The 12201-nt window shown below is 69.5% G+C and carries 8 protein-coding genes and 2 pseudogenes; 5 read left to right on the forward strand and 5 right to left on the reverse strand.

The window, feature by feature from the left end:
- Positions 1-193 precede the first annotated feature (193 nt).
- The 3 genes from secY (at position 194) to AOK23_RS46430 (ending at position 2481) form a co-directional block, all read left to right on the forward strand.
- Positions 194-1507 (forward strand): preprotein translocase subunit SecY, encoded by a 1314-nt coding sequence (secY, locus tag AOK23_RS00490; RefSeq protein ID WP_055710751.1) that lies wholly within the window; start codon positions 194-196, stop codon positions 1505-1507.
- Positions 1507-2169: an adenylate kinase gene (locus AOK23_RS00495; protein WP_055710752.1), complete on the forward strand. Its 663-nt coding sequence runs from the start codon at positions 1507-1509 to the stop codon at positions 2167-2169. Before secY ends, AOK23_RS00495 begins: the two co-directional genes overlap by 1 nt.
- A 153-nt stretch (positions 2170-2322) precedes the next feature.
- On the forward strand, positions 2323-2481 hold the full coding sequence (locus tag AOK23_RS46430; RefSeq protein WP_420823677.1) for a hypothetical protein: 159 nt from the start codon (positions 2323-2325) through the stop codon (positions 2479-2481).
- Positions 2482-2530: 49 nt separating this feature from the next.
- On the opposite strand, the gene AOK23_RS00500 is transcribed toward AOK23_RS46430, so the two are convergent.
- The gene (locus AOK23_RS00500) at positions 2531-4120 is read right to left on the reverse strand and encodes a hypothetical protein (RefSeq protein ID WP_420823676.1); all 1590 of its coding nucleotides are present in this window, start codon (positions 4118-4120) and stop codon (positions 2531-2533) included.
- 518 nt (positions 4121-4638) lie between these two features.
- On the opposite strand from AOK23_RS00500, the pseudogene AOK23_RS00505 reads away from it, so the two are divergent.
- Positions 4639-4911, forward strand: a pseudogene (locus tag AOK23_RS00505) (IS5 family transposase); the annotation flags it as partial.
- Between the two features lie 43 nt (positions 4912-4954).
- On the opposite strand, the gene AOK23_RS00510 reads toward AOK23_RS00505, so the two are convergent.
- Together AOK23_RS00510 and AOK23_RS00515 are read right to left on the reverse strand one after the other, a co-directional pair.
- Positions 4955-5698: a TetR/AcrR family transcriptional regulator gene (locus tag AOK23_RS00510; RefSeq protein ID WP_063791271.1), complete on the reverse strand. Its 744-nt coding sequence runs from the start codon at positions 5696-5698 to the stop codon at positions 4955-4957.
- A gap of 25 nt (positions 5699-5723) precedes the next feature.
- The gene (locus tag AOK23_RS00515) at positions 5724-6929 is read right to left on the reverse strand and encodes a serine hydrolase domain-containing protein (RefSeq protein WP_055710754.1); all 1206 of its coding nucleotides are present in this window, start codon (positions 6927-6929) and stop codon (positions 5724-5726) included.
- Positions 6930-7123: 194 nt separating this feature from the next.
- Between AOK23_RS00515 and AOK23_RS00520 the strand changes: the two genes are divergently transcribed.
- Positions 7124-7951, forward strand: a complete 828-nt coding sequence (locus AOK23_RS00520) for an SDR family NAD(P)-dependent oxidoreductase (protein WP_055710755.1) — start codon at positions 7124-7126, stop codon at positions 7949-7951.
- A gap of 638 nt (positions 7952-8589) precedes the next feature.
- Here AOK23_RS00520 and AOK23_RS00530 read toward each other — a convergent pair.
- Positions 8590-9364, reverse strand: a pseudogene (locus AOK23_RS00530) (alpha-hydroxy-acid oxidizing protein); the annotation flags it as partial.
- 499 nt (positions 9365-9863) lie between these two features.
- Complete coding sequence (locus AOK23_RS00535; protein WP_055710757.1) at positions 9864-11921, reverse strand: DUF1996 domain-containing protein; 2058 nt, start codon at positions 11919-11921, stop codon at positions 9864-9866.
- Positions 11922-12201: the final 280 nt, after the last annotated feature.

Consider the following 12201-nt stretch of genomic DNA (forward strand, 5'->3'; position numbering starts at 1 on the left):
ACCGCGAATTGCTCGCCGCGCAAGCGAACTTCACCTGGCTGCACAGGCACTGTTAGAGTCCGTGAGGTCCACCTGTGCCCGCGCGAGGAAAGCCGTTCGGTGTCGGGGTGGTAGAAAACATCGTTCGGCCCACCGGGCCCTGTTGAAACGACTAGTCCCTACCGCGCGCGTCGCGGGGGTCGCAGGAGGAACCGTGCTCACCGCGTTCGCCCGGGCGTTCAAGACGCCCGACCTGCGCAAGAAGCTGCTCTTCACGCTCGGCATCATCGTGATCTACCGGATCGGCACGCACGTCCCGATCCCCGGTATCGACTACACCGCTGTCCAGACCTGCATCGATGCGCAGAAGTCCAACTCTGGCCTCTTCGGTCTGGTCAACATGTTCAGTGGTGGTGCGCTGCTGCAGATCACGATCTTCGCGCTCGGCATCATGCCGTACATCACCGCGAGCATCATCCTGCAGCTGCTGACCGTGGTGATCCCGCGCCTCGAGGCCCTCAAGAAGGAGGGTCAGTCCGGTACGGCGAAGATCACGCAGTACACGCGGTACCTGACCGTGGCGCTCGCGATCCTTCAGGGCACCGGCCTGGTCGCCACGGCCCGCAGCGGTTCGCTCTTCCCGAACTGCCCGCAGGCCCAGCAGGTCGTGCCGGACCCGTCGATCTACACCACCATCGTCATGGTCATCACGATGACCGCCGGCACGGCGCTCGTCATGTGGCTCGGTGAGCTGATCACCGACCGCGGCATCGGCAACGGCATGTCGATCCTGATGTTCATCTCGATCGCCGCCACCTTCCCGGCCGCGCTGTGGGCCATCAAGGAGCAGGGCTCCCTGGCGGACGGCTGGATCGAGTTCGCCACCGTCATCGCGGTCGGCTTCGTCATGGTCGCCCTGGTGGTCTTCGTCGAGCAGGCCCAGCGCCGCATCCCGGTGCAGTACGCGAAGCGCATGATCGGCCGCCGGTCCTACGGCGGTACCTCGACGTACATCCCGCTGAAGGTGAACCAGGCGGGTGTGATCCCCGTCATCTTCGCGTCGTCGCTGCTCTACATCCCGGCGCTGATCGTCCAGTTCTCCGGATCGACGGCCGGCTGGGCCGCCTGGGTCACGAAGAACCTGGCGCAACCGGACGCGCCCGTGCACATCACGATCTACTTCTTCCTGATCGTCTTCTTCGCCTTCTTCTACGTGGCCATCTCGTTCAACCCCGAGGAAGTCGCGGACAACATGAAGAAGTATGGTGGCTTCATCCCGGGCATCCGGGCTGGCCGACCGACCGCTGAGTACCTCTCCTATGTGCTCAACCGGATCACCTGGCCGGGTTCGCTGTACTTGGGTCTGATCGCTCTCGTCCCGACAATGGCGTTGGCTGGTTTCGGGGCAAACCAGAACTTCCCGTTCGGCGGTACCAGCATCCTCATCATCGTGGGTGTGGGTCTGGAGACGGTGAAGCAGATCGAGAGCCAGCTCCAGCAGCGCAATTACGAAGGGTTCCTCCGCTGATGCGAATCGTCCTCGTCGGGCCGCCGGGTGCGGGCAAGGGAACGCAGGCCGCGTTCCTCGCCAACAACCTGTCCATCCCGCACATCTCCACGGGCGACCTGTTCCGGGCCAACATCAGCAAGCAGACGGAGCTCGGCAAACTCGCGAAGTCCTACATGGACAAGGGCGAACTGGTGCCGGACGAGGTCACCATCGCCATGGCCAAGGACCGCATGGAGCAGCCGGACGCCGTGGGCGGCTTCCTGCTCGACGGCTTCCCGCGCAACGTCTCGCAGGCCGAGGCGCTGGACGTGACGCTCCGGGAAGAGTCCATGACCCTGGACGCGGTGCTGGACCTCGAGGTCCCGGAGGACGAGGTCGTCAAGCGGATCGCCGGCCGCCGCATCTGCCGGAACGACTCGGCGCACGTCTTCCACGTCACGTACAAGCAGCCCCAGCAGGACGGCGTGTGCGACGTCTGCGGCGGCGAGCTCTACCAGCGCGACGACGACTCCGAGGAGACCGTCCGCAAGCGCCTGGAGGTCTACCACACCCAGACCGAGCCGATCATCGACTACTACAAGGCCCAGGGCCTCGTGGTGACGATCTCGGCGCTCGGCAAGGTGGAAGAGGTCACCCAGCGCGCGATGGACGCGCTGAAGCGCGAGGACGACGGCCAGTAGCCGTCAGCGGTACGTCGGCCGCGGTGCCCGTCAGGGGCGCCGCGGCCGTACTGTTGTGTAGGCAACCCCCAGAACGACGAGCCGTGGGCGCCGGACGGGCCCAGCGGCACAGTGGACGCCCGTAGGCGGAGAAGACGGAGAGCGCAGGACCTCATGGTGCAGATCAAGAGCCCCGAGCAGATCGCCAAGATGCGCGAGGCGGGGCTGGTCGTCGCCGCCATCCACGCGGCCACCCGTGAGGCGGCCGTGCCGGGCGCCTCCACGAAGGACCTCGACGACGTGGCCGGGTGGCTGGAGGGCCGCAGGGGCTGAGTCCGCCCCTGCCGGCCGTCCGGTCTGCCGCCCGACCGCGCTCGTCGTCTCACGAGTTGATGCCGAGACCCGTGGTCACGTAGGCGCACTCGGTGTAGATGTAGCCCGACTGCAGCTTGGCGGTGTCCGAGGCGGGGCTGGAGGAGGTGCCGCCCTTCGGCTTGTGCAGGAAGTACGTGGTGCCGACCGGGAGGGTGATCGTGCGCTGCGGGTACTTCTTGCCGCCGCTGCACGGCTTGAAGTTGCGGTCGATGGTGCGGCTCCAGTCGTAGCTGGTGCAGCCGCCGCAGCCCTTCAGGGTGAAGGTGCCGGTCACCGGGCCGGTGTACATGACCTGGATCTCGTCGGGGCTGTCGTTCTTCACCGTGACGGTGATGCTGCCGCCCGTACGGGTCGTGGGCAGCTTCTTGCCCGCCGCCGGCACTTCCTGCGCGATCTCGGCGGCGATCGCGATCTTCTTCGCCCGGGGCGCGTTCTTGTGCTTCTTGTTGGCCTTGACGAAGTCGTTCATCGAGGTCACCGCGTCGGCGAACTCACCGTCCTCGTACTGGGACACGCCGCAGGTGTAGACACCGGTGGAGGCGGAACGGTCGGCGCGGGCGGCGTCGTCGGCGAGGGCCTTGTCGACGCCCGCCTTCTCGCCGGGCAGGCCCTTGACCTGGAGGCTGAGGGACTCCAGCTGCTGCACGGCGTTGCACGGGTCGTCGCCGCCGACGGCCTTGATCGCCTTGTCGACGGCCGTCTTGACGTCGGGCTCGACCTTCGCCGCCTGCTCCGAGTCGGGGAACTCGTTCAGCAGGTCGCGGAAGTGGTCGGTCCAGTCGCCCGTGCCGCTCGCGAGGGTGCCGGAGGCGCACTCGTACAGGGACGTCGCGAGCCGGTCGTCGGGCCAGGTGGCCAGGGAGCCGACGTCCTTCTTGCTCAGGGTCTGTGGGACCGTGCGCAGGTATTCGAGCGGGGCGATCGCGTCGCAGTACTCCTGCTCCTCGTAGGGCGCGCCGACCGTCGTGTAGAACGTCTTCAGCCGGTCCGGGACCTTCTCGGCCGCCCGCGAGTCGGGGTGGTCGGTGCTGAGGTCGTCGTAGGCGCTCAGCGCCCTGCGGTACTCGGACTGGGTGGTGCTGAAGGACTCGCCGGAGGCCTTGCGCACGAGGTCGTCGGCGGTGTCGAGGCGGTCCAGGAGCATCTGCTCGGTGGCCTCCTCCCGCGCGCTCTCGTACAGCAGGGAGCCGGCGACGGGTACGCCGAGGAGCAGGACGCCGAGCGCGATCGCGAGCGGCGACTGCGCGGGCCACACCAGCCGGTTGCGCAGGCCGACCATGGCGCCGTGGACGGCCGTGAGGACGAGGAACAGGCCGTAGACGACGAGGGTCGTGCCGGACACGCCGTCGGGGTCGGCCGGCAGCACCGTGAAGAGCAGGATGCCGGTGGCCACCCAGCACAGCAGCGTCAGCAGGGGCCGGCGCACGAGGGCGTAACCGAGGCCGAGGCCGCTGAGGTTGAGCAGCCCCACGCCGATGGCGCGCCAGGGGTCGGCCGGACCGGGCGGCGGCGCGGACGGCATCGGTGGCACCACATAGCTGCGGCTCCAGCCGTCCTGGTTTCTCGTTCCGTATGGACCGTACTGGTCTCCGGACATGTCGGATCCCCCCGTCAACTACACCCGCATGCCTACGAATTGTCAGTGTACGGCTGAAACCAGATGGCGCGACAGCCGATTCCGGTCGCTCGGTGAAGATCGTTGACCTTTCGTGACCACCGGCGGGGCAACGCTCCGGGGTGATCGCCCGTCGCGGGCCGCGTCAGCCCGGTGGCCTGCCGGAGGGCTCCGGGAGCGGGCCGTCGAGCGGTGTCGCCGCGGGGTCGGGCACCCGGCGCGCGGGGGCCGCGTGGACGACGGCCACGGTCGCCGCCGCAGGCCAGAAGGGCGCCGGGGGCCAGGAGGGCCCACAAGGGGGCCGTCCCGTCGAAGGGGGCGCGCCGCGGGTCTTCACGGTCGACTCGGCGATGTTCAGCGAAGCGGGACCCCCGCCGTCGCCGTCGCCGTGGGGTACGAAGCGTTCGACCAGGGCGCGGTCACCGACGGGTCCAGCATGGTGTCCCCGGAGGTCACCGCGCGGACGGCGTCGATGAGCCGCTCGGGTGCGGTGCGCTTGAGCAGGAAGCCTCGGCATCGACATGGAAATCACCGCTCGTGCCCCCGGGGCCAGGGGTTTCACCCCGATACCGAAGCGGTGGGCGGTCGAGCGGACCTATGGCTGGCTCATGCTGCACCGCCGCTCGGCCCGCGACCACGAGACCCTGCCCACCCGCTCCGAAGCCGTGATCCACATTGCCATGACCGACCTGATGGCCCGCCGTATCACCAGCGAGAGCACCATCTCCTGGCGCGACCCGACAGCACAGACCAAACACCAGATTCCGGGATGAAACAACGGGAGGAAACGACCTCCTACAGCTGACCGACGAGGCGTCAGTTCTCCGTGTGTTCGCTTCCTTCTGCGCGGGCTGCGCGGGCGCGCTGCGCGCGGAGCTCCACAGCGTCGAGGAGCAGGCCGAGCGCGGTCTCGAACTGGTCCTCTTCGTCGATTTCCGCGAGATGGGGGGCGACCTGTGCCAGGTTCGGGTACCGCTGTGGCGAGGCCGCCAGGTACTCGCGGCGCCAGGCCAGCCGGTCGCCTTCCTGAGCGGCCTTGTCCAGCACGTTGAAGGAAGCCTCGAAGGCGCTGGCGGCGAGTGCCATTTCAGCCAGGACCCGGTAGTACGAGGCCGCTTCGCGTCCCTGGAAGCCGGCCTCGAGCAGGGCACCGATGACCACGTCGGCACCCTGGAACTCCGGCTCGCGCCGCGAGGTGCGGGCCGCGACCAGGACGGCCACACCCGGGTGCTGCAGGCATGCGGCGCGGATCCGTCGGGCGAGCGACGCGAGGGTCTCGCGCCAGCTTTCCGACGGTGCGAAGTCGTGCAGGGCATCGCTGACCAGCCGGGCGGCCAGGCCGAGCAGCAACTCGTCCTTGCCGCGGAAGTACCGCAGGACGGCTGTGTGGTCGGCGCCCAGTTCGGTGCCCAGCCGACGGAAGGTGAGCGCCTCCGGACCGTCCCTCTCGATCACGGCCATCGCGGTGTCCAGGATCAGATCCGCGGTGAGGAAGGATGCCGGACGCTGCTTCCGCCGCGCGGGAGTGGTTCCTGCCGCGTTGGTCTTCGCGCGTGTCATGGCCGTCATCTTATCGACGGCGTTGTCAACGGTGGTCATCCCGCAGCTGGTCGGCCACCGCCCCCAGTGCCGTGACGGACTCCGCGTCACGTGAGGGGTCGTCCGCCGTCGGCCACGCGCTGGTCTTGACGATCACCACGTCGGCGTCCGGGTCCACATACAGGTACTGGCCGTGGATCCCGACCGCGGTGAACGGACGTCGCTCGCCGCCGAGTGTCCACCACTGGTTGCTGTACCCGTAATGCGGGTAACCGCTGGGGCCCAGCGCGCCGACCTCCAGGTGCGGCACCCCGCGACCCCGGCTGCGCGCCACCCATTCCCCGGGCACGATGCGCTGCCCGTCCAGTTCTCCGCCACGGGACATCAGCAGCCCCAGCCGGGCGATGTCGCGGGCGGTGGCATTGAGCGAGCCGCCGCCGATCGCGGTACGCGGATGCTTTCGGGTGAGCCAGTAGTACGCGTCGCGCTCCGCGCCGATGCGGCTCCAGAGGCGCTCCGTGGCGTACTGCGCGAGGGAGTGGCCGGTGGCGGACTCCAGCACCCATCCCAGGAGCTGGGTGTCGATCGTCGAGTAGCTGAACTGTGTGCCGGCCTCGGTCGAACGCTCGGCCGCGGACACCACCTCGTGCAGTGAGCCGCCCCCTGTGGCGGCCTTGGTGAACCGGTTGATCAGACTGTCCCGAACGGTGTGGTCCTCCACCAGGTCACCCACCCCGCTGCTCATGTCGAGCAGATGCTCGATGCTCACCCCGTCGAAGGCGGAGCCCACCAGGTCCCTGCAGTACACCGTCACCGGGTCGGCCACATCCTTGATCACCCCCTCGTCGAGGGCGATCCCGATCAGCATCGACGTCACCGACTTGGTCATCGAGAACATCTGGAACCGTACGTCGCCGCCGGCGAAGTACCCCGGATACGACTCGTGGACGATCTCGCCACCATGCAGCACGACGAAGGAGGTGGTGTTCGTTCGAGTGTGCAGTTCGGCAAGGCTCCGCTCCTGCCCCTCGAAGCCGTAGGTCACTTCCAGGGGGCGCGGTCGCCGGGGCAGGGGGAACACCTCCCCGCCGCGGCGGACGTCTTCGGTGGGCATGAGGAGATTCATGTGGGTGAACGTCCACTCATTGACCGGGCGGCGGGTCATCACCTCGTCCTGGTGGCGCCACAGCCACGCCGCCCCGGCGCCCGCCGCGGCGGCTCCCAGCAGCCATCCACCCACTTCATTGCGCATTACTGAGCCCCTTCATCGCATGGACATGTCGAGCTTCGGCGACCTCACTCTGGCTTGCGGATCCATTGGTGTCAACAATGGTGCTAACTGTGGTGTCATCAAGGGTGTCACCACCGTTGACAGCTTTTGGACGAGTGGCCATGCTGGCGACGGGGTCGTCGCCCCCTCTCCGAACCCTCCACGAAGGACAGCGCATGACAGCCACCCAACTGCCCACCACGCGCCGCCTGCTCGGAAAGCTGCCCTTCGTCGACCCGGGCCGGCCCCCGCTGCCCGCGAGAACCGCGTTCCTGACCGGTGCCAGTTCGGGCATCGGCAAGGCGCTCGCAGCCGAGCTGTGCGCCCGCGGCTACGACGTGTACCTCACCGCGCGCAGAATCGAGCTCCTGGAAGAACTGCGGGCACAGCTCACCGCCGCCTTCCCGCAGCGTTCGGTGACCGTGGCCGCCCTCGACGTGACCGAGCACGAGGCCGTGGCGCGGACGATCGACGACGCGGCCCGGCAGTTCGGCGGCCTCGGAATGGTCATCGCCAACGCAGGGGTCGACATGGGGGGCAACATCGGGGAGGGCCGCTTCGCGGCGCACCGCACGGTGGTCGAGGTCAATCTGCTGGGTGCGATGGCGACCATCGACGCGGCCGTCGCACACTTCCGCAGCACGGGCGGCGGGCAGGTGGTGGGCTTCAGCTCCGTCGTGGCCGGGGCGGGCCTGCCGGGCGGGGCGCCGTACTGCGCCTCCAAGGCAGGGCTCACGAGGTACCTTCAGTCGCTGCGAGGCGAGCTGTGGAACAGCGGCATCACCGTGACCACGGTCGCCCCCGGCTACATCGACACCCCGATCAACGAAGCCCTGGGCGACAAAAGGCCGTTCCTCATCGACACCCGCACGGGCGCCCGCAAGATCATGGACCGCATCGAGTCCGGCGCCGTCCACGCGACAGTGCCCCGAGTGCCCTGGACCGTCGTCGCATACCTGCTGGCCCGGCTCCCGACCCGTCTGCTGCGGAAGGTCAATGCCTGACCGCCCAGGCCCGGGTACCACTGACGCGCCGGTGCCGAGCCGCCATCACCCGGTGGCCGTCGGGCCGGGCCAAGCCTTCGGCGCACACCGCGCACCCGGCCCTGGTGCCACCCGGCATCTGCCCGCTCCCGAGCCTCGGCCGGTTCCCTGTGCCCGGAGGCTCCCTTCGCCGCTCCAGTGCTGGACACGGCACCCGACCGCCCACCAGTTCCGAGGTTCGACGATGCTCCCCTTCCCTCCCGCTCCCACGCCCGCCTGCCAGGCGGCCTTCCGTGCAAGGGGCATTCAGTGAAGACGAACAGCGACAGCGCACTGACGTTCACCGTCGCCGCTGCCCTGATCGCCGGAGTCACGCTCGGCAGCAGCGGCAGTAACGTGATGCCCGTCTTCGTGGACGACTTCGCCGACCGCTTCGACCTGTCCAGCACCAGCGCCGGACTCGTCGCCGCCAGCCAGCTGACGGCGGTCGCGATCACCACCCCCCTGCTCGCCCACCGCGCCGCCCGCCCCGGACGCGTCCGGTTGGCCCGAGGCGGGCTGGCCCTGGCCGCCGCGGGATTCATCGGCGCCGCCATCGCTTTCGACATGCTGACGCTGATCGTGGCCAGTCTGCTGCTCGGCGCCGGACTCGGAGCCGTCTACGCCGCCTCCACCGCCGCCCTGGCCGGCGCCGGCGACGACGCCGACAAGTCCTCCTCGATCGCCATCACCGGAGCGCTGTTCGCGAGTGCCCTGCGGTCAGCTTCGGCGAGCAGTGAGCGCAGCACGTGAACGATGCCGTCGGTGCCGCCGAGGGCGAGGCCGTAGACGTAGGGCCGACCGGTGCCGACGGCGGTGGCACCCAGGGCGATGGCCTTGACAATGTCGGCTCCGCTGCGGATGCCGGAGTCGAACAGGACAGGCAGCCCGTCAGCGGCCTCGACGACAGCGGGCAGTGCTTCCAGGGCGGGGAGGCCGCCGTTGGATTGCCGGCCGCCGTGGTGGGAGCAGTGGATGCCGCACACCGCTGTCCTTGGCGCGCCGGGCGTCCTCGGGGTGACAGATGCCCTTGACGATCAGTGGGAGGCCGGTGAGTGAGCGCAGCCACGGCAGATCGTCCCAGGTGAGGGGGTTGCCGAAGACCTCGACCCACTGTGCGACGGCCGCTCGGGGATCCTCCTCCGGTGTGCGGGTCAACCGGGACCGGAAGACCGGGTCGGTGGTGCAGTTGGTCAGGCAGTGCCCGCGCAGCTGGGGGAAGTTGCCTGTGGCGAGATCGCGCGGACGCCAGCCGGCCACCCATGTGTCGAGGGTGACGACGATGCCCTTGAACCCGGCCGCCTCGGCCCTGCGGACGAGGCTTTCCGCCAGGTCCCGATCGGAAGGGGTGTACAGCTGGAAGAGGCCTGGTGTGTCGCCGAGTTCGGGGGTGATCGCTTTGAAACGCACCTGGCCGCCGCTCATCCGTACCTCGACATCGTCGAACGGGTGATCACCATGCGGCACGAGAAGCTGCTGGGCCGCCTCCTGGACCACCACGGCCGCACGATGGGAACCGTCCCTCCGGACATCTGGGCGGAGCCGCGCGGAGACCTCTGACCTGACGTCTACCGTGCGGCTCGCCTCCTTGACCGTTGGTGAGGCGCCCGGCCGGACGGTGAGCAACAGGGCGTCGTCGGCCAGGAGCACCCGTGCCGTCATGGCAGCGGCAGCGGCAGCGGCAGCGGCAGCTCGAAGCTCAGGGCGAAGCCGCCGCCGTCGGCCGGGCCGTGCGAGACGGATCCGCCGAGGGCGAGGGCCTCTTCGGTTGATGCCCCGCAGTCCCCGGCCCGGCCGGTACTCCGCGGCCACGCCCGGTCCGCCGAGGTGACCGTCCGCTGGGGACTGCGTCCGGATGGCGGAGGGGTGGCGGTGCGTCAGCGGCTCCGCGGCTTCATCGGATCACTCCGCGCCGTACACGGCGGAGCAGGACGACACCGCAGAGCGCGAGGACACCGCCGAGTGCGGCCGGCCACATCTCGGCGCCGGTGTCGGCGAGGTCGCCCGCGGCCGACTGGGAGCCCGAGGATCCCTCGGAACCCTGGGAGCCGGCCTGGCCCGCGCCCGCCGCCGAGGGGATGTTCCCGGCCGGAGTCTGGTCTGCGGCCTCGTCACCCTTGCCGTCGCCCCCGCTCTGCCCGGCGTCCTTGTCGCGCTCGCGCTGGGTCGCCTTGGGCGAGGCGAAGGTCTTGGGCGCGTCGGCCTTGTCCGTGGGCTCGCCCGCGTCGCCGTCCTCGCCCTGGTTCTGACCCTGCCCCTTGTCCTGGTCCTGACCCTGGTTCTGGCCCTCCTGGTCGCCCGGCTGCTCCTGGCCCTGGTCCTGGTTCTGGCCCTCCTGGTCGCCCGGCTGTTCCTGGCCCTGGCCCTGGTCCTGGTCCTGACCTTGGTCCTGGCCACCGTCCTGGTTCTGGTCGCCGCCGTCGCCCTGGTCACCGCCGGGCTGCTCCTGGTCCTGACCCTGATCGCCGCCGCCGTCGCCACCCTGGTCGCCGCCGCCATTGCCCTGGTCGCCACCGTCACCGTCGCCCTGGTCGCCGCCGAGGTCCGCCGCGTCGCACTCGCGGCCCTCGTTGATGCAGTCGACCATCTCGCGCATCAGGCCCTCGTCGAAGACGTTGATGAAGTCACCGTGGTCGGTGATCGGCTTGTGGACCTGCTCGGGGAAGGAGTCCACCGCGAACAGCGGGGTCGTACGGCCGCCGTCCTGGAGGCTCGGCGCGTCGACGTCGTAGACGATGCGCTGGACGAGCTGCGGAATGGCCCGGAAACCGCCGGGGCAGCTGCCGTCGGCGGCGGCGAAGGCCACGTGCGTGCGGTGGTTGGCGCTGTCGATGTTGCGGCCGTCCCAGCAGCTCTGGAACTTGAAGGTGCGCACGACGTCGCTGCCGTCCGGGCAGAGCGGGTACTTGTCCTTCAGCTGCCGGTCCTCGAACCCGGTGCAGCTCCACGAGGCGTTGGCGTTGGCCGGGCCGTTGACGAACGCCTTGGCGTCACCGGTGATGATGCGCAGCAGCCGCGGCATCTCGGCGACCTCGCCCTGCGGGCTGCCCACGAAGGTCATGGTGACCTGCTTGGGGGTGACGATCTCACCGGCGTTGCCCTCGATGCCGCCGCCGGGCGAGTTGGCGTCCTGCTCGACGGTGCCGTTCTGCAGACGCAGCACCGGCCAGAAGTAGGAGGACTTGTCGTCCTGGTTCTCGCAGCTGGTCTCGGCGGCCGCGAGGTCCTCGTCGCTGGCGAAGGCGTTGTTGGCCTGGTTGCCGACGTAGTCGTGGAAGTGGTGGGCGCCGTTGCTGACGCCGGGGGCGACGATGACGTTGTCCGAGTTGAACACGCCGTTCGTGTTCACCCCGCAGGCGGTGGTGAAGGAGCCGCGGGAGGCGTTCTGCCCCTGGACCCCGCCCTGCCCGCCCGGCTGGACGGAGGTGATGTCGGCGAAGTCCGCGGCCACCGGGCCGTTGCCCGCCTGACCGCCGTTGCCCTGCTGGCCTTGCTGGCCCTGCTGGTCGCCCTGGTCCTGGCCGGCGCCGTCGCCGTTCTGGTCGCCGCCGTTCTGGTCGCCCCCGTTGTCGTTGCCGGTCTCGCGCAACGTGCAGGAGGCGAGCGAGTCGAGCCCCTCGGGGCGGTCCCCGACGCGGTCGACGGCGATCGCGATGCGCTCGATCGTCGCGGCCCGCTTCTCCTTCAGCGGGTTCATGATGGCGTTCTCCGCGAACCCGCCGTCCTGCTGCTGGGCCTGCGCGGAGTTCTGCAGCCGCTGGTACGCCTCGGCTATCTGCCGGTCGAGCGCGGCGAGTTCGTTGTCCACGTCCCCCCGCGCGCCCTCGGGCACGTCGGTCAGCTCACTGCCGACATCCGGGCAGTCGATCGTCGCGGCAGCGGAGTTGGCCCACTGGCCGGACTCCTCGCCACCGCCGTCCTCGGTGGCCGACGCGTAGACGTTCGCGGCCACGAGCCCGCCTCCGCCCAAGATCAGCGCGATCGCGGCGGAGGTCGCACGCCGTGCTCCTGTCGGGCGTCTGCGCCTGGTGGTGCGTCCCACGGTGACTCCTACAACGTCGTGGTCGGTCCGGGCATATAAAACCCCGGCCTTATACGGAGCCGGAGGCCGGGGTGTTCAAGCGACTCACGGATTCACAGGAAACTCATGGGAATCGGCCTGTCGGAGGCGTTCGGGGCCGCGTGGGGCGCTTCCTGGCCGTACGGGCGGCGGCACCGCCTGTCACAGGGCG

Origin of the sequence: Streptomyces torulosus, assembly GCF_001419765.1 — a bacterium.
Classification (GTDB): Bacteria; Actinomycetota; Actinomycetes; order Streptomycetales; family Streptomycetaceae; genus Streptomyces; species Streptomyces torulosus.